Genomic DNA, 21,845 nt, shown 5'->3' with positions numbered 1-21,845 from the left:
ACTTGGCATACAAGGATTCTCCTTTCGTTAAGATCATTGGTTTTTCGTCAACTCCAATATATCATATCGAAGTGAATCCTTGTATTTTATTTGTTACCTATCTATTGTATCCCAACAGTTTTAATGTATTGAAAATAATTTCCTGATTCTTTGCATCCATAAAGTATTCCGCAAACAACGTCCAGTCTCTTTGATCATCCAGCGTTACTGCTTCTATGAGAGTATATCCTATTGGTAATATAATGTATCCAATCAGAAACCAGAAGATAACTAATTTATAAATAATTGAAAAAACACTTCTATCCTTTAATATCTTTCTCATGTCCACCTCTATCTGCAGCCCACAAATACACGTTCTCCTACCTGCTTTACATTTCTTCCATCATTACAATTCAATTCTATCACTTTCAGATCGGCATCACCAAGCGCTACAAAATACTCTGTATGAGCTCCACAAAAACTCACTTTTGTGATAACACCTTCAATCGTATCTTCCCTTTGCTTCTCTTTATCCAATACAAAATTCTCCGGTCTTATCGCGCTCATTTCTTTCTCTTTCCAAATACACTTAAGCATATCATTCTGTGCCTCAGTCAAATCATTGACATTTCCAACCGCATGTGCAACCTTTGAATTCACTGGTCGAAAATAAATTTCCTGTGGCGTTCCTATCTGCAGTATTTTTCCTTTGCTCATTACCGCAATATTATCTGAAATTGTCAGTGCTTCTTGCTGGTCATGGGTAATAAAAAGTGTAGTAATTCCAATCTTCTTCTGTATTTCCCGAATTTCTTCACGCATCTCTATACGAAGCGATGCATCCAGATTAGACATCGGTTCATCCATCAGCAACATTTTTGGCTCCGTTACCAATGCTCTGGCAATCGCCACTCTCTGCTGCTGTCCGCCAGACAACTCATCAATTCCTTTATCGGCATATTCTTCCATTCTTACAAGGTTCAAATATTCTGCACACTTTTCATCGATTTTGTTTTTCGGTATCTTTCTAATTTTGAGTCCATAGGCAATATTCTGTTTCACACTCATATTCTGAAACAACGCATAATTCTGAAAAACAGTACTGATATTCCTCTTTTCCGGCATTAAATGTGTAATTTCCTTATCCCCAATCACAATCTTTCCTTGCTGTGGAGTCAAAAATCCTGCTACCAACCGAAGAATTGTTGTCTTTCCACACCCCGAAGGTCCCAAAAGCGTATTAAACTTCTTCTCTTGAAGCGTCAAATCCAAATTTTCAAGAATTACTTCTTCTCCATAAGAAAATGTTACATTTTCCAATCTAATATTTTCCATTTTTCTCCTTTCAAACAGGTAAGACCAGCAAGACTATCTCCTGCTGGTCTCCATATAAAATACATCTATTGTTCTGCTACAATTTCTGCATTCATATATTCATTTACCCATTTTTTAATCCAATCAGCTTTATGTTCTCCGATGTTCACCCAATCAACTTCCATCGTTTTGATTTCATTAGCCATCCATTCAGGAGAATCAACCAATGCAGAATCCAATGTTGGAACACGGAAGAATTCATTTGCAATCTGAGCCTGTACTTCAGGGCTTCCCACATACTCAAGAAATGCTGCTGCTGCATTTGGATTAGCACAATCATTGATTACACCTGCACAGTCACAAAGGACAACCTCTCCACTTTCTGAATAAATTTCTTTCAGCGGAAGTCCATTATTAATCACATTATCATAAATGTCATTCAGTGTAGAGATACCAATTGGTGCTTCTTCTTCTGTCATAATTTCAGTATTGTAGAACATCATAACAGGTGTCTTAATCGTTCCATACCAATATCCTTCTGAATCCTTAAAGAAATCATCCAATTCATCTGCCCAGGAAGGTGATGACGGTGCAAGGCATCCTTCATCCTTCAATGCCATATAAGTTGCTGTATCCTGTCCATAGATGACATCTGCCTGCGGATTATCTTTTTCCGATCTTACACGCTCAGCCAGATCACCGCCTACATTAAGACATTCCACCTCAATTCCTGTCTCTTCAGTAAATCCTTCAATGATCAGATCAAGCATTTCTTCCGGATGCGCTGTATAAACTACGACTTTATCTTCCAGCTCTGTGGATTCTTCAGATTCTGTTGACTCTGTTCCTTCGTCTTCTGCGCTGTCAGAACTTCCACACCCCATTAACAGTGATGCTGTCATTGCTGTAATATTTGCCGGTGGAATCGCTGTTGAAATGACACAAGCAGCCGCTAAAACAAATCCACCTTTTCTATATTTCATTTCTTCAATAATTCTTTTACTCTCAAGATACACCTCTCGTGGTGTTCCCAAATGTAAAATGGTCGTATCGACATTTCCCCCAAGAATATGCCTGTCCCCAATTCCTTCGCTGACCTCTTTCAGCGGAAGTTCCGTTCCAACTGTGATCATTGTATGCTCCGGAAGTGGAAGATCCTCTCTCCAGAACCACAAATTATGCCGATGGTTTCCACATAAATGTTCAGAAAAAGAGTTCACACCTATTTCTATTAATTTTTGATGCAGTGCCAATGCATGTGGCGCACTGAACTTTTTAAATGAATCCGGTGAAATTAATTCATGTGATTCCATCGGGTAACTAAAAGCATTTGACAATTCCTCTGCACCAAACTCTTTCACATACATTTTTGCCTTTTTCATGGAATACTCTTCAATCAGTTCGCAAGTATAGTGTACCAATTCCGGCTTTCTGCGCATCCATCTCATAAGATTCTCCATACCTATGATTTCTACACTTTGCCGAAAAGGAGATGAAAGTGCCATCCCAGCTCCTCGCAACCCATGTCTGCGTCTTATCTTTGCATACTTAAATTCCCGGGAAGCTCCTGGTGCGGTATAAGGATCCGGAACCTTTAGCTTTAAAAGTTCTTCCTCTGTTCTGGCCGGTATCCTTACCGACTTCGGGCATTCCAAAGAACCTTTTCCAAAATAAACTTCCCCACCAAAATCCATGCATATGCTATCCGGAACTGTATATCCAATCTCAGAATCTGCCGGAAACATTTCTTCCAGCCAGCAATTCGCTTCAAAAGCAATTTCTGGATTAAGATAAAAATCCTCTGCACTGATTTCTAACATCTTTGGAGCATAACTGCTTAACGACAATGCAATAGGAACTCGATCAGGGTGTTTCCCCTGTCTTAGCATTCCTATTCTCGACATTTCTATCTACCTCCATTTAGTTAATGCTACGGTCATTATACATACATGTTATGTTTATTTTAAATCGATATTTCCAATGGCATAGCCTGTTGTATTTATTCTATCTATGAATATTCGTTCTTTCTCTATTCATTTCACTGGGACGGGGTTTTTAATGTTCTTTCGCCGCATTGCAAGGTGGATTTTTCACCTTATAATTAAAGTTTTTAAAGTATTTTACGTTTTGTGGTGTCCCCTTTGCAGACGGCATTTCAAAGCCGGGATATTTAACAACCGGATTGCTTTCTTTTTTCACATGTTCTAAAAATGCATCCGAAAGATTCAGAACAGACTTCACAACTTCTTTTGGAGTCATTGCGATCCACTGGGCCAATGATATATCGGCAAAATGATTACTTTTGAATATTTCTAAAAATATCACTTTTTCATCACCAATATTTTGGACATAATGAAAATTACCAACCGGAACATAGCCGACATCACCAGCCTGATAATTAAATGTTCTCGCTTTAGGACCAGGCTTGAAAACTGTCATTCTGGCTTTTCCCTGAATATAATATTGAAGTTCATCTGCATTGGAATGCCAGTGGATTTCCCGGATTAATTTCCGAAGCGGAAGAATGTAGGAAGCGGAAACAGGCAGTTCGTCAACTCCCATCTTAATGAAACGCTCTGTTAACTCCATGTCCGCTCCGGAAAGAACATTTCTGTACATATACTTCTCCGCCTCTGACCACGATCCGTCAGGATCGCATGTAGCTCGGGAAAAGCGCTTACTATGCACTGCATAGCGTAATGAATGGGGTTTCTATCGGAACGCTTCTGCTACACACACAGTTGATCGTTCGAAACTCGACCGGTGAAGTAAAAAATTCATCTTAAATTATCGAACCTCTACCAGCTCAATCTGGAAATTCAATTCTTTTCCCGCCATTTCCGGATTTGCGTCCAATGTAATTGTCATCTCATCTTTCGCCACAACTTTCACCGGGAACGGCTGACCATACTGGTCGGCAAGATAGACCTGCTGACCGACACTCAGTTCTTCAGAACCCGGAAGCTGTGCGATTTCAACAGTAAAGACTGCATTCGGATCCGGCATCCCATATGCCTCCTCCGGCATCAGATGAACATTCACGATCTGCCCAACTTCCATATCTGCTACCGCTGCGTCATATCCCGGAATCATCTGGCCGGCACCGCAGAGAAATTCCAGCGGTTCACCGCGATCATAAGAAGAGTCAAACTGCGTTCCATCATTGAAAGTCCCTTTGTAATGTGTGCGGCAGATTTTCCCCACATTGCGTCCGGTTAACTGCGTGTGCGCTCCGCATCCACCACATCCACCGCAGGAATGTCCCTCATCTCCACAGCTGTGACCTTCCTCATGATGATGATCACAATTCACACCTGTAGAAAGCAGCTCTCCCTTAAGGTAAGCCTCTACCACCTGATCCACGTCTCCTTGCGCTCCGGAACACAATTCCACACCGGCTTCCAGAAGCGCTGCCTGTGCGCCACCGCCGATTCCTCCGCAGATCAACACATCCACAGCCTGTTCTGCCAGCAGACCGGCAAGAGCACCATGCCCTACTCCATTAGAAGCAATCACTTCACTGGATACAATCTTTTCATCTTCTACTTCATACACTTTAAAAGACTCTGTTCTTCCAAAATGCTGAAATACCATTCCATTATCATATGTTACTGCTATCTTCATTTCATAAATTCTCCTTTTCTTGTGGTTCACTAAGTATAGCACAAATATATTTTACTGTCGATGAGCTTTGATGGGGCAATCATTTTTTGATGGGGCAATCATTTTTTCAGTCTTGCATTTCTTGATGGTATCTTGTTCAGCTCTTTTCATGGAGCATTTCCACTTTCCCATGTTTGATGGTATTTTTTGATCGTGTTTTCATGTAAGATATCTTTATCCTTTCCTATGATGGTAAATCAAATTGATTTTTTCATGTAGATTATCCTTATTTCTCTCCATGATGGAAAAGCAAGCTGAATTTGTCATGTAAATTATCCATATTCTTTCCTGTGATGGAAAAGCAAGTTGGATTTGTCATGTAACCTATCCGTAATCCTGTCCCGTGATGGTAAAGTTCCTTAGCAGAGGTTATATTCAAGATTTCCGTTAAGGAGAGCGGCGACTGCATCATCTGCGTTTCCGGATACACCTCCATAAAGCTTAATATTTGCTGCTGCCAGAGCTGCCTGGGCACCTCCACCGATGCCACCGCAGATCAGAACATCTGTATTCAGCGCAGTCAACACACCAGCCAATGCACCATGACCGCTGTCATTCGTATCTACAATCTTTGAATCGATGATCTTTCCTTCCTGCACATCATAAACCTTGAACTGTTCAGCATGACCGAAATGCTGGAAAATCTGTTCATTTTCATAAGTCACTGCTATTCTCATAATATGTTCTCCTTTTTCTATTTTATATTGTTGATAAACCATCTGTTTGAAACAGCCAGATTGACCGCAGTTCGCACTTTGTCCGTTGCAAAGCCAGAAATCTCCGCCTTCAATCCTAAGCGGACGTCCATCTACAATAGCATCTGCCAGCTTTTTCCTCGCACTTTCATAGATTCTCTGTACCGTTGTTCTTGCAATCTGCATGAAAGACGCACATTGTTCCTGGCTGAAACCTTGTTTATCAATCAGACGGATTGTTTCATACTCATCCACAGCCAAAATGACCGGTTCTCTTTCTGTTTTCACATCAACGGGCGAAAACTCTAATATCTGCGGAAAGTGGCAGACTTTTCTGCATTTCATAGGCCTTGGCATAACACTCCCCCTTTGGAAAACCTTTTCTCACATCATAAGTCGGTTTCGGGCATATGTCAATAACATATTTGACATATACCTGAAACAAAGATATAATAATAAACAGTGCAAGGAGGAATAGAACATGGAGTTTGAAAACTATTTTCCCATATGGAATCAACTGACTGCAGATCAGAAAAATCGCATTCAAAAAGAGCTTATTACACGAAAAGTCGAGAAAGGAACCATCATTCACAATGGAAGCATGGACTGTACCGGTCTGCTTCTTGTCAAATCCGGACAGCTTCGTGCATATATTCTCTCAGATGAAGGCCGTGAGATTACCATTTATCGCCTGTTTGACAGGGATATGTGTCTGTTTTCTGCCTCCTGCATGATGCGGTCTATCCAATTTGAAATTACTATTGAAACAGAAAAGGATACCGAGCTTTGGATTATTCCGACCGAAATCTATAAAAGCATTATGGAAGAGTCCGCACCGGTGGCAAATTATACCAACGAACTGATGGCTACCCGTTTTTCTGATGTCATGTGGCTGATCGAGCAGATTATGTGGAAAAACCTTGATAAACGGGTTGCATCCTTTCTCCTGGAAGAATCTTCAATTGAAGAAAGTGATAAATTGACACTGACTCATGAAGCCATTGCCAATCATCTGGGTACACACCGGGAAGTTATTACACGAATGCTCCGCTATTTTCAAAGTGAAGGCATGGTTAAACTGTCCCGTGGTACCGTAACCATTCTTGATAAAGAGAAATTAAACCAATTAGATAACCACTAAAAGAATGCCCATCCTCAAGCACAAAACCTTGAAGATGGGCATATATTTTACTGATCCATTCCGCAGGCAGTTGTTGTTTCAATGAGACACCGGTCATGCATCACCGCATCGTAAAAACGGAATCCTCCTGAGAAGTTATAGGCTTTATATCCGTTTCCTTCCAATATACGTGTTCCGATATAGCTTCTAAGTCCACTTTGACAGATCACGTAAACAGGTTTATCTTTTTCAATCTCATCCAGACGTTCCCGAAGTTCGTCTACCGGAATATTTTTAAATCCTTCGATATGACCATTGCCATATTCTCTGACAGTTCTCACGTCTAAAAGAGTCACACTTCCATCCCGAGGCAACAAGTCAACCTCTTCCAGATGCCATTGTTTCAATATGCCTTTCGAAATATTGTCTATCATAAAACCAGCCATATTCACAGGATCCTTGGCAGAAGAATATGGTGGAGCATAGGCCAGATCCAGGTCTTTCAGCTCCGTAGCTTTCATTCCCGCATGAATCGCTGTAGCCAGTACATCGATCCGTTTGTCCACCCCTTCGTAGCCAACAATCTGAGCCCCGAGGAGACGATATGTTTCTTTTTCAAAAACAACTTTTATGGTCATCACCTTGCCTCCTGGATAATAACCGGCATGGCTCATAGGTGAAAGAATTACCGTATCTACATCGAGACCGGCTTTCCTTGCATTGGTTTCATTAATTCCCGTGGTCGCTGCTGTCATATCGAATACCTTAATGACAGAACTGCCCTGGCTGCCCGGATACCTGCTGTCACCACCACAGATATTATCTGCAATGATACGTCCCTGTTTGTTGGCAGGCCCTGCAAGGGAAATCAATGCGTCCTGCCCGGTCACATATTGTTTCACCTGCACTGCATCACCGGCAGCATAAATATCCGGCACTGAAGTTTCCATGCGGTCATTTACAACAATACTGCCTTTGATTCCCAATTCCAGTCCTGCTTCTTTAGCAAGATGTGTATCCGGAGTGACACCAATGGCAAGAACTACCATATCTGCATGCAGCGGCGTCTCATCTTTCAACAAAATATCTATTCCGCCATCTTTTTCTTCAAATCCTTCTACCGTATGTCCCAAAACAAGCTTCACTCCATGTTTCCGCATCCCACTGTGGATAAAAGAAGCCATATCTGCATCAAAGGGATTCATGAGCTGCTTCGGACGCTGGACAATGGTCACATCTATGCCAAGTTCCTTTAAGTTTTCTGCCAGCTCCAGTCCGATGAAACCACCACCGGCTAATACGGCAGACTTCGGCTGATGCTTATTGATGTACTCTTTGATACGGAAGGTATCTTCTACCGTACGCAGGGTAAATACATTTTCAATTCCTACACCCGGAATCCGTGGCTGCGTTGGCTTTGCCCCCGGAGAGAGGATCAATTTATCATAGGATTTCTCAAATTCTTCCCCGGTTTCCAGATTTTTTACAGAGATTGTTTTTTGATTCGGATGGATCGCAGTCACCTCATGATGAACCTTCATATTGATTCGAAAACGAGTAAAAAAGCTTTCCGGTGTCTGAAGTGTCAGTTCTTCCGGATCTGTAATGACATCACCAATATAATACGGCAATCCGCAATTTGCGTAGGAAATATATCCCGAACGTTCAAATACCGTAATTTCTGCAGTTTCATCCAATCTGCGAATGCGTGCAGCTGCGGTTGCACCACCTGCCACACCGCCTACAATTAATACCTTCATCTTATCGTTCCACCTTTCCTGTATAGGAAGAAATTCCTCCAATGTTGGTTATGTTTGAGTATCCCATACGCTTCAACGCATTTACTGCCTGGCTGCTTCGAGAACCAGAATAGCAATAGACAAATAACGGCGTTTCTTTTGTTGTGACCACTGATGTAACCTTATCTATCATCTGCAGTGGTACATTTTTACTTTTCGGAACATGTCCTTCTTTATATTCCTGGGGTGTACGCACATCCAGTAAAACAGCTCCTGAAACAGATTGATACTCTTTTATGCCCTCATTGATATCTTTTTGTTTGAACAGATCGAAAAATCCCATATTTATGCCCCTCCTTACAGCATTGCAAGAATTGTGTTCTTGGGTTTTGCTCCCATAGATTGATTGACAATTTTTCCATCTTTGATAACAATCAGTGTAGGAATGCTCATAACGCGAAACTGGCTTGCAAGCTCCGGCTGCTCATCTACATTGATTTTTCCAATTTTGATATCAGAGCGTTCCCCTGCGATTTCTTCCAGGATTGGACCTACCATACGGCAGGGGCCACACCATGGAGCCCAGAAATCTAAAAGTACCGGTTTGTCGGAATTTATAACTTCATTTTGAAAATTGTTTCTAGTGATATTGATAACAGACATATGCTCGTCCTCCTTGTCTCTTTTTTGATTTTACTATATCCAAATAATTTTATATCTTCTGTGATGATGTTACTTTTCTGAAACAGTATCTCCTGTCCAGTCATTGATGCCGCCAATTTCCACGATATTCGTATATCCCAATTCTGCCAGTTTTCCAGAAGCCTGTTTGCTTCGGTTTCCACTGCGGCAGTACACCAGAATCAGCTGATCCCTGTCCGGCAGTTCCTGAATATCCTCCGAACCAATCGTTTCGTTTGGAATATTAATTGCATTGGGAATATGTCTTTCACGATATTCTTCCGGTGTCCGGACATCCAGGATAATATAACCACTTTCTTCTTCCATCAGGGTTACAGCCTCATCCATACTGATCTGGCGGTAGCTGTTTTCCTGTTCATTGGATGCTGTACAGCCTGCCAGAAAAAATATAAGCAATAAAAATGAAACCCATCTTCTCATTATAGTTCCTCCTTGTCTTTATAATTGCAGTATACAGAATTTCTTCTTTTCTTTCTGTGATGACATCACAATTCGAGAAATATGGATATCCTTTCCATGTTTGATATTAATCTTCTGAAACGTCTTCAGTCGGCTAAACTGCTTGTGAACATCATGTTCACAAGCAATCTTTGATTGGGCAAGCATTTTTTCAGTCTCGCATTTCTTGATGGTATCTTTTTCAGCCCTTTTCATGGAACATTTCCACTTTCCAATATTTGATGGTAATTTTTGATTGTGTTTTCATGTAAGATATCATTCTCCTTCTCTATGATGGTAAATCAAATTGATTTTTTCATGTAGATTATCCATATTTCTCTCCATGATGGAAAAGCAAGCTGAATTTGTCATGTAAATTATCCATATTCTTTCCTGTGATGGAAAAGCAAGCTGAATTTGTCATGTAATCTATCCGTAATCCTTTCCCGTGATGGTAAAGCTTCTTAGTAGGAACAGCTTGATGCCAAATCCCGCCACCTGACACTGAATCCCGCCGCCAAATCCCCATCATCGCAAATACAATCCAACACAAGCACTTCACCGTACCGTTTTTCTCATGGCAAAAAAGACCTGTGGGCATCTCTGATATCACTCCCTGATATCCTGATACTCCACAGGTCATCTATAATCTGTCTTTCTAATATCTGTCTTTCTAATATCTGTCTTTCTTATCTAATTACATCAATCTTAGTACAGTTTTGCTCCTGCCGGAATGTGATCATCCACCATCAGAAGATGAAGCTTTTCTTCTCCTTCTTCCTGATGTACTGCGCTGATCAGCATACCGCAGGAATCAATTCCCATCATCTTTCTCGGCGGAAGGTTTGTGATTGCGATACAAGTCTTTCCAATCAGCTCTTCCGGCTCATAATATGCGTGAATTCCACTTAAGATTGTGCGGTCTTCACCTGATCCGTCATCTAAAGTAAACTGCAGAAGCTTCTTAGACTTTGGTACAGCAACACAATCTTTCACCTTCACGGCTCTGAAATCGGATTTGGAAAATGTCTCAAAGTCAACATCATCCTTGAACAAAGGCTCGATCTCTACTTTGGAGAAATCAATGACTTCTTTCACTTCCGCAGCCGGTGCTGCCTGTGCCGCATTATTAGCCTCATTCTTTGCAGCACCCTGTGTCTTCATTGTCGGAAAGAGCAATACGTCTCTGATCGCTTCTGATCCGGTCAGCAGCATACACATTCTGTCGATACCGAATCCAATTCCACCTGTTGGCGGCATACCGATCTCCAGTGCGTTCAGGAAATCTTCGTCTGTTGTATTGGCTTCATCGTTACCCTGTGCAAGCTGTTCTTCCTGATCTCTGAAACGTTCTCTCTGGTCGATCGGGTCATTTAACTCGGAGTAAGCGTTGGCCATCTCCCATCCGTTCATGAAGAATTCGAAACGCTCTACGTAGTTCGGATCCTCCGGTTTCTTCTTAGTCAGCGGAGAGATCTCGATCGGGTGATCCATAACGAATGTCGGCTGAATCAGGTGCTCTTCTGCGAATTCCTCGAAGAACAGGCTCAGGATATCACCCTTCTTATGTCTCTCTTCATATTCTACATGATGCTCATCTGCAAGTGCTCTTGCCTGCTCCAGTGTCTCAACTTCATTCCAGTCAACACCTGCATATTTCTTGACAGCATCCACCATGGTAATTCTCTCGAACGGTTTTCCAAGGTCGATCTCAATGCCCTTGTATACGATCTGTGTGGTACCCAGAACTTCCTGTGCCACATGGCGGTACAGGTTCTCTGTCAGATCCATCATTCCGTTATAATCGGTATATGCCTGATACAGCTCCATCAGTGTGAACTCCGGATTATGTCTGGTATCCAGACCTTCATTACGGAATACACGTCCGATCTCGTATACTCTCTCAAGACCTCCTACGATCAGTCTCTTTAAGTATAACTCCAGAGAGATACGGAGCTTGAAATCTTCATTCAATGCATTGAAGTGTGTCTCGAACGGTCTTGCAGCAGCACCTCCGGCATTGCTTACCAGCATCGGAGTCTCTACCTCCAGGAAGCCCTGTCCGTCCAGGTATCTGCGGATCGCGCTGACGATCTTGGATCTCTTAATGAAGGTGTCTCTTGCTTCCGGATTCATGATCAGGTCTACATATCTCTGACGGTAACGCATATCCGTATTGGTCAGTCCATGATATTTCTCCGGAAGGATCTGGAGACTCTTAGAAAGCAGTGTTACAGCAGATGCATGAATGGAGATTTCACCTGTCTTTGTCTTGAACACTTCACCTTCGATTCCAACGATGTCACCGATATCCATCTTTTTGAACTGTTTATAAGACTCTTCCCCGATGCTGTCTCTTGCAACGTAAGACTGGATATTGCCGCTCTGGTCAAGAATATTGCAGAAAGAAGCCTTACCCATCACACGTTTCTGCATGATACGTCCTGCCAGGGATACATGTTTTCCTTCCAGCTCTTCAAACTTCTCTTTTACCTCTGCTGCATGAGCGGTTACATCATATTTTGTAATCTGAAATGGATCCTGTCCATTTGCCTGAAGGTCTGCCAGTTTCTCACGGCGAACCTTTCTTAACTGGTTAATATCTGGTTCTTGTCCTTTTTTCTGCTGTTCAGCCACTTTTTTCTTCTCCTTCCTTATTTGAATTCAGACCTCTCGGATGCGAGGGGCCTGAACGAATGTCTGTCTGAGTGGTAATGCTTACAAACTGCGGCTGATGTGTAATACTTCGTATTCCATCACACCTGCCTGTGTCTCAACTTCAACAGAATCTCCTACTTTTTTCCCGATCAGAGCCTGACCAACCGGAGACTCATTGGAGATCTTACCTTCCAGGCTGTTTGCCTCTGTTGATCCAACAAGCTTGAATTCCATCTCTTCATCAAATGTCTTATCATATACTTTTACGGTACATCCAACATTGATCTTGTCAAAATCTACTTCATCTTCAACAACTACTTCCGCATTCTTAAGGATGCCTTCCAGCTCTTCAATACGAGCCTCGATGTCACGCTGCTCATCTTTTGCTGCATCATACTCGGCATTCTCAGATAAGTCGCCCTGCTCTCTTGCTTCTTTGATCTTCTGAGCAACCTCTTTACGCTTTACAACCTTCAGGTTCTCGAGCTCATCTTCCAGCGCTTTCAAGCCTGCATACGTAAGTAATTTTTTCTTTGTTTCCATGTGTCCTGCTTCCTTTCTTTCCTTAAAACTTTCTCGGTCCTCAAAAAGCCCTTTTCATCTATCTGAAATATCCCCTGCATGTCTGTTTTCACTGCCTGTCTGATCCGGTCATATATGTCCGCAAAGGAATAATAAAGATACTTTCACAATTCCATTATTATACATAATCGACTACAACGTGTCAATCATTTTTCTCTTATTATCTGTCAATCATTTTTCCTTACTACCAACCATTATTTTCCCTTATTATCAGTAATGACAGAGAACTGTGATTATGGATTCAGTATATGTCAGATCGATCTCTTTTATGATCCTTTTTCTAAGACAATCTTTCGTCCAGAAGCTGCTCCAGTTCCTCATAAGACTCCACCTGATTGATCTCATCCCGAAGCTTTGCAGAGCCTTTCATGCCTTTGGTATACCATGCCACATGCTTTCGCATCTCACGGATTCCCAGATAATCTCCTTTAAATTCAATCTGCAGCCTCGCATGACGGAGCATCGTTGCCTTAATAACCTCTTTTGACGGTCTTGACGGCAGTACTCCCGTTCTGTCATATTCTACAAGTTCATGGAAGATCCATGGATTCCCCTGTGCTCCGCGTCCGATCATGACTCCGTCACATCCGGTCTGTTCCCGCATGGCAAGCGCCCGTTCCCCGGAAGTAACATCTCCGTTTCCGATGACCGGTATGGAGACCGCTTCCTTTACCCGACGGATAATCTCCCAGTCAGCCTTACCGGAATAATACTGTTCTCTCGTTCTCCCATGAACAGCCACCGCAGATGCCCCTGCTTCTTCGATGACTTTTGCCACCTCAACCGCATTGACATGATCATCGTCAAACCCCTTTCGGATCTTGACCGTGACCGGCTTCTGAATGGCTCTGACCGTCTGACTGACGATCTCATAGATCAGCTTCGGGTCCTTCATCAGTGCAGAACCCTCTCCATTTTTTACCACTTTCGGAACCGGACATCCCATATTAATATCCAGGATCTGAAACGGAAGCTCTTCAATCTCCTTTGCCATCTCACTGATGATCTTCGGATCGGATCCGAACAATTGCAGAGACACCGGATATTCCTGGGGATGGATGGAAAGCAGAACTTTCGTATTCTTATTTTTATACTGCAGTGCTTTTGCACTGATCATTTCCATACAAAGAAGACCTGCTCCCTGCTCTTTGCAGAGCAGGCGAAACGGCAGGTCTGTGACTCCGGCCATCGGAGCCAGAATATATGGATTCTCCAACTGTACATTTCCAATCTTCATGCTACGTCGGTCTCCTGATTCTCTATCGTCTCTTATTCTTCTCGTATATGATCCGCAATCCCTTCAGTGTAAGCTGGGAATCATACACATCGATCACATCCGTCTCGGCTGCAATCATCTTTCCGAGGCCACCGGTCGCTACAACCTTCGCATTGGTATATCCGGATTCCTCTTTCATCTTATTAACAATGTATTCCGTCTGTCCGATCTGGCCATACACAAGGCCGGCCTGCATACTGGAGATGGTCTCTTTGGCAAGAATGGAATCCGGTTTTACAATCTCAATCGACGGAAGCATTGCCGCCTGTCCCCACAGAGCCTGTCCGGATGTCCGGATTCCCGGTGCTGTTACACCTGCCTCAAAGGTTCCGTCCGGTCCCACAAGATCATAGGTGGTAGCTGTTCCAAAGTCCAGAACGATCACCGGGCCTCCATGCAGTGTATATGCTCCCACTGCGTCTACGATACGGTCTGATCCGACCTGTCTTGGGTTCTCCGTCACGATACGGATGCCTGTTTTGATTCCTGCAGATACCACGATTGGTTTGATTCCAAAGTACTTGATGATTGCACTTCCAAGGGAATGCATCACAGCCGGTACTACAGATGCGACAATGACCGCCTTGATCTTCTTGCTGTCGATTCCCTGACACTCCACCATCTCTTTGATCGTAATTCCGTACTCATCCGATGTCCGTTCCATTTTCGTTGTCATGCGGAACGTTCCACGAAGGTTTTCTCCTTCAAAAACGCCCAGTGTGATATTGGTATTTCCCACATCGATTACCAGAAGCATCTTTTTCCTCCTATTCCTCTGCCGGTTCTTCTTCCACATCTTCTCCCAGGAAGAAGACTCTGTAATATAACTGCAGCGCCTGCAGCAGATCCTGTTTTTCTCTCTGAAGCTCCTTGATCTTCAGCTGACTTCCGATATCGTCAAACATCGGATCAAATTCTTCGGATGTCACTTCGAAGCAGAGTTCTCCGTCTTCTTCGTACACCAGTGTCAGAATTCCTCCCACGTCATGTACATAGAGTACACACATGATCTTCAGCTCATCCTTGACCTCCTGCGGGAGCTGTTCAAAATCCGGGTTCAGATAATATTTCTCTTCATAAGCATTTGCTCCACACAGAACGACTTTTCCATCATACATATCCATACACTCCTCTTACCGATACTTCTCCGGCATATATCTCTTTTTCCTGCCCATCCACGGTCCTTACGATCAGTTCTCCGGTCCTGTTGATTCCCAGTGCATGCGCTTCATACTCATTTCCCGGCTCCAGTACCCTGACTTCTCTTCCCAGATTGACCAGCATCGCGTTATATCGATCCTGAAGACCTGAGAGGTCTTCCGTCTCCATGAACACTTCATAGAACTGCTCAAAGCATTCCATGATGGTGGCAATCAATACAGAGCGCCTGACAGAACTTCCAGTCTCGATCTTAAGCGAAGTAGCCGTATCACGAATCTCCTCCGGAAATGTCTCCTGATTCACATTGATACCGACACCAATGACCACATAATTAATATAATCAATCTCGGTACTCATCTCAGTCAGGATCCCGCAGACTTTCCTGCCATGAACGATAATGTCATTCGGCCACTTGATCTTTGTCTCAAGTCCGGTCACCTTACGGATTCCCTCTGCCACAGCCATTGCCATGACCAGTGTCAGCTGCGGTGCCTTCGTCGGAAGAACATCCGGATGCAGAAGAATCGTCATATAGATGCTGCTTCCGGCCGGAGATACCCAGACACGCCCTCTTCTTCCTTTTCCTGCCGCCTGCATATCAGCGACAAACAGTGTGCCGTGCGCTTCTCCTTTTTCTCCGTACGCTTTCGCCTGGTTATTCGTGGAATCCGTCTCATCGTAATAGACAACCTTTTTTCCCGCCCATGTGGTATTCATAAGGCTTTCGATCTCTGCTCTCGACATCACATCCGGACTGTCTATAAGGCGGTACCCTTTATTGCGTACCGCCTCTATCTGATATCCCTCTTTTTTCAGTTGTTCGATCACCTTCCAGACTGCCGTGCGTGACACATGAAAGTGTTCACACAGCTGCTGTCCGGATATGTAGGCGTCATTTTCCTTTAATAAACGTAATATCTCTGATTTCATACTGCCGGTTCTTATCTCTCTCCCAAAGTTGCGACCATCACAGCCTTGATGGTATGCATGCGGTTCTCTGCCTCATCAAACACCTTAGACTGTGGAGACTCAAATACTTCATCCGTTACTTCCATATCATCCAGTCCGTATTTGTCATGAATCTGCTTTCCGATCTTTGTCTTCAGATCGTGGAAAGACGGCAGACAATGTAAGAAGATCGCTTTTTCACCAGCATTTTCCATTACCTGTCTGGTCACCTTATATGGAGACAGCTCACGGATTCTTTCTTCCCACACTTCATCCGGCTCACCCATGGATACCCATACATCTGTATAGACCACATCCGCATCTTTTGTACCATTCTCGATATCTTCGGTCAGCGTGATTGTTGCACCGCTTTCCTTGGCATATCCCTGACAGGTTGCTACCAGCTCTTCATTCGGGAAATAATTTCTGGATGTACATGCCACAAAATGCATTCCCATCTTGGCACATGCAATCATCAGTGAATTACCCATATTGTATCTGGCATCTCCCATGTATACCAGCTTGATTCCTTTTAAATATCCGAAATGTTCACGGATGGTCAGAAGATCTGCCAGCATCTGTGTCGGGTGATATTCATTGGTCAGACCGTTCCATACAGGAACACCGGCATATTTTGCCAGTTCTTCCACGATCTCCTGCCCAAATCCGCGGTACTCGATTCCGTCATACATTCTTCCAAGCACTCTTGCCGTATCCTCGATGCTCTCCTTCTTGCCGATCTGAGATCCGCTCGGGTCAAGATAGGTTGTTCCCATCCCCATATCATGCGCTGCCACTTCAAAAGAGCAGCGGGTTCTGGTACTCGTCTTTTCAAAAATCAACGCAACATTCATTCCTCTGTACTTATCAATCAGAACACCGTTTTTCTTCTTTTCTTTCAGATCTGCTGCCAGATCCAGAAGATAGGTAATCTCCTCCGGTGTATAGTCTTTCAGTGTCAGAAAATTTCTTCCTTTTAAATCCATTCTTTTGCCCTCGCTTTTTTCTCGTGTGTAATTACAGTTTTATACTTCTTCCTTTGCACCCACTTCTGCCAGAGACTTTACAAGTCCTGCCACACCCTGGATCTCAGACGGGATAATGATCTTTGTTGCCTTACCGTCTGCCGCTTTTTCAAATGCTTCCAGGCTCTTCATCGTAAGTACTGCCTCATCTGCTCCTGCTTCCTTCAGGAAACGAATACCGTCCGCATTGGCTTTCTGCACCTTAAGGATCGCCTCCGCCTCACCTTCCGCCTCACGGATCATAGCTTCCTTCTTCGCTTCCGCACGCAGGATCGCCGCCTGCTTTTCTGCTTCCGCATCCAGAATTGCAGATTCCTTCTGTCCTTCTGCCACAAGGATGGTTGACTTCTTCTCTCCTTCTGCTCTCAGGATCGCTTCTCTTCTTTCACGTTCCGCCTTCATCTGCTTTTCCATGGCATCCTGAATGGCTGCCGGCGGAATGATATTCTTAAGCTCTACACGATTGACCTTGATGCCCCATGGATCCGTCGCCACATCCAGAGAAGCTCTCATCTTGGTATTGATCGTCTCTCTGGAAGTCAGTGTCTGATCCAGCTCCAGATCGCCGATGATATTACGAAGTGTGGTTGCCGTCAGGTTTTCGATCGCCATGATCGGATTCGCAACACCGTAGCAGAACATCTTCGGATCTGTGATCTGGTAAAATACGACCGTGTCGATCCGCATCGTTACATTATCTTTTGTGATCACCGGCTGCGGAGCAAAGTCTACCACCTGCTCTTTTAAATCCACTCTTTTTGCCACACGATCAATGATCGGAAGCTTAAAATGAAGTCCGGTACTCCAGGTTGCCTGATAGGCACCCAGTCTCTCGATGACCAGCGCCTGCGCCTGTCTTACGATCTTAATACAAGAGATCACAAGCAGGATCACGATCACCAGTAATATCACACCCATAATCTGTCCAATTATTCTTCCTAACATTCTCTCTCCTCTCTGGCCCTCACAATCAGTTTCACGCCCTGAATCCCATTTACAACAACTACCGTATTCTTTGCAAGCTTTCCATCCGGTTCATCCGTCTTTGCGGCCCATTCCTGACCTCTGATCTCAACCCGGCCTCTGGCCTCCAGGGTATCGATATCTTCGATCACCAGTGCACGCTGCCCGATCAGGCTCTCCGCATTGGTCTTAAGCCTCTCCTGGTTAAAATACTTTACCGCAAGCGGCCTCGTCAGAATCAGAAGAAGCGCTGATACCACTACGAACACAACAATCTGCACGGTATTGCCGAATCCCAGAAGTCCTGCTGCCAGCGCCATCAGTGCGCCTCCGGCAAACCAGATCGTTGTCAGTCCCATTGTAATGATTTCAATCACCAGCAAAACGATAAATATTGCCAGCCAATAGATCGTCTTCATATTCTGTCCTCTCTTTTTACTCCTAGTATTACTATTCTTTTATATTACTATACTCTCAGAAAGAAAGCAAATCTTTCACAGCAGTTCCTGATCCCGTCTCTGCCGCCCTGCTTCAAACATCAGGATACTGGCAGCGATTGCCGCATTCAGGGATTCCACCTGTCCGCACATTGGAATTTTGATATATGCATCTGCCTCATCCGCAACCTCTCTTCGAAGTCCGTTTCCTTCATTTCCAATCAAAAATGCGCAGGAAGTCCGGTAATCTTCCCTGTCATAATCCCGTGCGCCCTCCAGATGCGCAGCATACGTGCGTATCCCGCGGGCTTTGAGGTTCCGGATCTCCTTCACCAGATCCTTCACATGCAAAAACGGCATACGGTACACAGAACCCATGGTAGAACGAATCGTCTTTGGATTGTATACATCCACGCATTCCTGATCCATAATGATTCCCGTGACCCCGGCTCCCTCTGCAGTCCGCAGGATCGTTCCCAGATTGCCCGGATCCTGCAGGCGGTCCAGCACCAGGATCAGTGGACACGTACCGCCCATGACCTCTTCCTCTGTATATTCCATCTGGCTGACCACGCACAGGATCCCCTGCGGAGTCTTCGTATCCGACGCATATGCATATACCGTATCCGACAGTTCCTCCGGTCGGATGCCGGACGTTCCAAGCACCTGATCCACCACCGCTCTTTCCTTCTTATAAAAGGATTCCGACACATATACTTCCTTCAGCTGTCGAAGCGGCACTTCCCGGAACATCCGGATGCCTTCTACGAGGAATACCTTTTCTTCATCTCTTGCCTTTCTCTTTTTCTTCAGATTCACCAGGCGCTTGATCCTGGCATTTGAAGTGCTTGTAATCATGCAGCTTCCTCCCTCATCTCGATAGATATTTCCTGAATACACATGCCTTTTAATCCTGAATCTCCTTCAGCATTTCATTGGAACCCACCAGAATCAGAACCATTCCTTTTTCCAGCTTTTCTGCCGGATCAAAATTGATCTTCACCTCTGCTCCGATCTCGATCCCCACTACGTTGATTCCGTATTTTTTTCGGATATCCAGTTCCTGCAACGATCTGCCGATCCATTTTGTCGGAACCGCAATCTCTACCAGGCTGTAATCCGGCGACAGGGAGATCCATTCCGTAAAGTCCGCAGACATCAGAGTCTTGGCGAGCCGGATCCCCATCTCCTTTTCCGGAAAGATAACTGCATCTGCACCGATTTTCTTCAGAACAATCGCGTGAAGCTCATTCTTCGCCTTAGAGATCACATACGGAACCCCGATCTCCTTACATACCAGTGTAGCCATGATGCTGGCCTCCATATTATCCGCAACCGCGACCACGACTCCGTCAAGGTTCCGTGCTCCGAGGGAACGGACCACTTCCGGATCCCCAAAGTCCGCTCTCATCGCATAGGATACACGATTCGCAACCTCTTCGATCCGCTCCATATCGTCATCCACGGCTACAACCTCACAGCCCAGACCCTGCAGTGCGACCGCCACACTTTCTCCGAAGCTGCCCATTCCGAATACCGCATACTGTTTTTTCATACTTTCTTCCTCCATCGTCTGTCTTCCACATATATTCTATTCATATTCTAATCTGATACGATTATCCTACCATGATCCGCTCTGACGGCAGCTCCCGGATCCGGTCTCTCGGATTCGGTTTTCCCGCAAACAAAAGCGCAAGCGTCATCGGGCCGAGTCGTCCCGCAAACATCATGATCATGATCACAAACCTGCTCGCCACAGATAACCCCGCTGTCACATCGGCTGTCAGCCCCACGGTACCGATTGCAGACGCCGTCTCATACATGATATTTAAAAATGGCGTGCTGTCGGGTTCAAAGATGGCAACCAGCGTCGTCCCGGTCAGGAATATGGTAAATGCCAGCATAATGATCGTAATTCCCATGCGGAAATTGCTTCTGGATATCCTGCGTCCAAAGCATTCCGTATCGTGTCCGCCCCGCACCAGTGTAATGCAGGTAAGAACAAGCATGGTAACCGTCGTTGTCTTCACACCACCGGCCGTTCCTCCCGGCGATCCTCCGATAAACATCAGGATCATACATACGAATCTGGTCTCCTCATGCATACTCGCCTGCGGTATCGTAAAGAATCCCGCGGTTCTCGTCGTCACTGACTGGAACAGAGAAGTCATCAGTTTTCCGCCAAAGCTCATCTGCCCGATCGTCTCCGGATTCTGATATTCCAGCACAAGTGTCAGCAGCGTTCCGATCCCCAGCAGCACTGCGGTTGTCACGATCGCCAGCTTAGAATGCAGCTTCAGGCGCGTGAACCACCATCGTTTCGGCACCTCGTGCCTGTGGATTCGTTTCCCATTTTCAATCACATCATACCATACGGTAAATCCCAGTCCTCCAAGAACGATCAGAAGCATGGTCGTAATATTTACAAGCGGATTCAATGCATACTTTGCAAGACTGGAATCTCCCAGAATATCAATTCCCGCATTACAGAATGCCGATATCGAATGGAACAGTGCATATCCTGCTCCTTTCACCGGACCGTATTCCGGAATAAACTGAACAGCATACAGGAGCGCACCGGCCGCCTCGACCAGAAGTGTTCCTGTCAGAATCCTTTTTACCAGACCCACCATGCCGCCGATGGAATCCATATTATAGGTTTCCTGAATCAGGACTCTCTCTTTTATCGTAATTTTACGTTTTAATATAATAAAAAATGCGGTCGCACAGGCAATCACTCCCAGACCGCCGATCTGGATCAGTATCAGAAGTACCACCTTCCCGAACAGTGTAAACTGTGTCGCAGGCGTCACCGTCACAAGTCCTGTCACACATACCGACGTTGTCGCCGTAAACAACGCATCCAGAAATGTGATGGGCTTCTGATTGCTGACCGGCAGCCATAGAAGAACTGCTCCCGCCAGAATCACAGCAAGAAATCCTCCCACCAGGATTCCCATCGTATTCCATCTGATACTCCGCTTTTTCTGTTTCATTCATCCGTCCCCGTTCTGTTAAGATTAAGATACTATAATTCTTCACTATGGCATCATTATATTGATTATACAAAAAACTGTCAAATAGAATGAACATCCCGACTCGATACAACGATACAACTTGCAGCCGGGGTATCCCCTGCTGCAAG

Annotated in this window: 23 protein-coding genes; 1 reads left to right on the top strand and 22 read right to left on the bottom strand. The window is 44.5% G+C overall.

Going from position 1 to position 21,845, the window contains the following annotated elements:
• Window positions 1-97: 97 nt before the first annotated feature.
• From ABE547_RS10275 to ABE547_RS10250, 6 genes are all read right to left on the bottom strand, one after another.
• Window positions 98-322 (bottom strand): hypothetical protein, encoded by a 225-nt coding sequence (locus ABE547_RS10275; RefSeq protein ID WP_347378687.1) that lies wholly within the window; start codon window positions 320-322, stop codon window positions 98-100.
• Between the two features lie 8 nt (window positions 323-330).
• The gene (locus ABE547_RS10270; RefSeq protein ID WP_347378686.1) at window positions 331-1,314 is read right to left on the bottom strand and encodes an ABC transporter ATP-binding protein; all 984 of its coding nucleotides are present in this window, start codon (window positions 1,312-1,314) and stop codon (window positions 331-333) included.
• 65 nt (window positions 1,315-1,379) lie between these two features.
• Window positions 1,380-3,197, bottom strand: a complete 1,818-nt coding sequence (locus tag ABE547_RS10265) for an extracellular solute-binding protein (protein ID WP_347378685.1) — start codon at window positions 3,195-3,197, stop codon at window positions 1,380-1,382.
• Between the two features lie 151 nt (window positions 3,198-3,348).
• The gene (locus ABE547_RS10260; RefSeq protein WP_347378691.1) at window positions 3,349-3,789 is read right to left on the bottom strand and encodes a cupin domain-containing protein; all 441 of its coding nucleotides are present in this window, start codon (window positions 3,787-3,789) and stop codon (window positions 3,349-3,351) included.
• Window positions 3,790-4,080: 291 nt separating this feature from the next.
• Complete coding sequence (locus ABE547_RS10255) at window positions 4,081-4,917, bottom strand: NifB/NifX family molybdenum-iron cluster-binding protein (protein ID WP_347378684.1); 837 nt, start codon at window positions 4,915-4,917, stop codon at window positions 4,081-4,083.
• A gap of 398 nt (window positions 4,918-5,315) precedes the next feature.
• Window positions 5,316-6,008 (bottom strand): DUF134 domain-containing protein, encoded by a 693-nt coding sequence (locus ABE547_RS10250; protein WP_291237291.1) that lies wholly within the window; start codon window positions 6,006-6,008, stop codon window positions 5,316-5,318.
• A 124-nt stretch (window positions 6,009-6,132) separates the two neighbouring features.
• On the opposite strand from ABE547_RS10250, the gene ABE547_RS10245 reads away from it, so the two are divergent.
• Window positions 6,133-6,792 (top strand): Crp/Fnr family transcriptional regulator, encoded by a 660-nt coding sequence (locus tag ABE547_RS10245; RefSeq protein ID WP_291237292.1) that lies wholly within the window; start codon window positions 6,133-6,135, stop codon window positions 6,790-6,792.
• 47 nt (window positions 6,793-6,839) lie between these two features.
• On the opposite strand, the gene ABE547_RS10240 is transcribed toward ABE547_RS10245, so the two are convergent.
• The 16 genes from ABE547_RS10240 to ABE547_RS10165 form a co-directional block, all read right to left on the bottom strand.
• Window positions 6,840-8,531: an FAD-dependent oxidoreductase gene (locus ABE547_RS10240; protein ID WP_347378683.1), complete on the bottom strand. Its 1,692-nt coding sequence runs from the start codon at window positions 8,529-8,531 to the stop codon at window positions 6,840-6,842.
• Between the two features lies 1 nt (window position 8,532).
• Window positions 8,533-8,853: a rhodanese-like domain-containing protein gene (locus ABE547_RS10235; protein ID WP_347378682.1), complete on the bottom strand. Its 321-nt coding sequence runs from the start codon at window positions 8,851-8,853 to the stop codon at window positions 8,533-8,535.
• A 14-nt stretch (window positions 8,854-8,867) separates the two neighbouring features.
• Window positions 8,868-9,173 (bottom strand): thioredoxin, encoded by a 306-nt coding sequence (trxA, locus tag ABE547_RS10230; RefSeq protein WP_347378681.1) that lies wholly within the window; start codon window positions 9,171-9,173, stop codon window positions 8,868-8,870.
• Window positions 9,174-9,242: 69 nt separating this feature from the next.
• A complete protein-coding gene (locus ABE547_RS10225) occupies window positions 9,243-9,632 on the bottom strand; it encodes a rhodanese-like domain-containing protein (protein WP_347378680.1) in 390 nt (129 codons plus the stop codon).
• 726 nt (window positions 9,633-10,358) lie between these two features.
• Window positions 10,359-12,287, bottom strand: a complete 1,929-nt coding sequence (gene lysS / locus ABE547_RS10220; protein WP_347378679.1) for a lysine--tRNA ligase — start codon at window positions 12,285-12,287, stop codon at window positions 10,359-10,361.
• A gap of 81 nt (window positions 12,288-12,368) precedes the next feature.
• Window positions 12,369-12,851: a transcription elongation factor GreA gene (gene greA / locus ABE547_RS10215; RefSeq protein WP_347378678.1), complete on the bottom strand. Its 483-nt coding sequence runs from the start codon at window positions 12,849-12,851 to the stop codon at window positions 12,369-12,371.
• Between the two features lie 319 nt (window positions 12,852-13,170).
• Window positions 13,171-14,127: a tRNA dihydrouridine synthase DusB gene (gene dusB, locus ABE547_RS10210; protein WP_347378677.1), complete on the bottom strand. Its 957-nt coding sequence runs from the start codon at window positions 14,125-14,127 to the stop codon at window positions 13,171-13,173.
• Between the two features lie 22 nt (window positions 14,128-14,149).
• Window positions 14,150-14,923, bottom strand: a complete 774-nt coding sequence (locus ABE547_RS10205; protein ID WP_347378676.1) for a type III pantothenate kinase — start codon at window positions 14,921-14,923, stop codon at window positions 14,150-14,152.
• Window positions 14,924-14,933: 10 nt separating this feature from the next.
• Window positions 14,934-15,284, bottom strand: a complete 351-nt coding sequence (locus ABE547_RS10200) for a DUF6145 family protein (protein WP_347378675.1) — start codon at window positions 15,282-15,284, stop codon at window positions 14,934-14,936.
• Window positions 15,277-16,257, bottom strand: coding sequence for a biotin--[acetyl-CoA-carboxylase] ligase (locus ABE547_RS10195; RefSeq protein WP_347378674.1), 981 nt, complete (start codon window positions 16,255-16,257; stop codon window positions 15,277-15,279). The genes ABE547_RS10200 and ABE547_RS10195 overlap by 8 nt, the downstream gene beginning before the upstream one ends.
• 11 nt (window positions 16,258-16,268) lie before the next feature.
• A complete protein-coding gene (gene argF / locus ABE547_RS10190) occupies window positions 16,269-17,261 on the bottom strand; it encodes an ornithine carbamoyltransferase (protein ID WP_347378673.1) in 993 nt (330 codons plus the stop codon).
• 39 nt (window positions 17,262-17,300) lie between these two features.
• On the bottom strand, window positions 17,301-18,245 hold the full coding sequence (locus tag ABE547_RS10185) for an SPFH domain-containing protein (protein ID WP_347378672.1): 945 nt from the start codon (window positions 18,243-18,245) through the stop codon (window positions 17,301-17,303).
• Window positions 18,239-18,682 carry an NfeD family protein gene (locus ABE547_RS10180; RefSeq protein ID WP_347378671.1) on the bottom strand — a complete coding sequence of 148 codons (444 nt, stop codon included), beginning with the start codon at window positions 18,680-18,682 and terminating at the stop codon, window positions 18,239-18,241. The genes ABE547_RS10185 and ABE547_RS10180 overlap by 7 nt, the downstream gene beginning before the upstream one ends.
• Window positions 18,683-18,757: 75 nt before the next feature.
• Complete coding sequence (locus ABE547_RS10175) at window positions 18,758-19,558, bottom strand: RNA methyltransferase (protein ID WP_347378670.1); 801 nt, start codon at window positions 19,556-19,558, stop codon at window positions 18,758-18,760.
• 49 nt (window positions 19,559-19,607) lie between these two features.
• The gene (locus ABE547_RS10170; protein WP_347378669.1) at window positions 19,608-20,255 is read right to left on the bottom strand and encodes a TrkA family potassium uptake protein; all 648 of its coding nucleotides are present in this window, start codon (window positions 20,253-20,255) and stop codon (window positions 19,608-19,610) included.
• Between the two features lie 61 nt (window positions 20,256-20,316).
• Window positions 20,317-21,696 (bottom strand): potassium transporter TrkG, encoded by a 1,380-nt coding sequence (locus ABE547_RS10165; RefSeq protein ID WP_347378668.1) that lies wholly within the window; start codon window positions 21,694-21,696, stop codon window positions 20,317-20,319.
• Window positions 21,697-21,845: the final 149 nt, after the last annotated feature.

This window comes from Dorea sp. YH-dor226 (genome assembly GCF_039832105.1).
Lineage (GTDB): Bacteria > Bacillota > Clostridia > Lachnospirales > Lachnospiraceae > Dorea_A.
The sequence above is the reverse complement of the archived record's forward strand: the minus strand, read 5'-3'. Positions and strand labels throughout refer to the sequence as shown.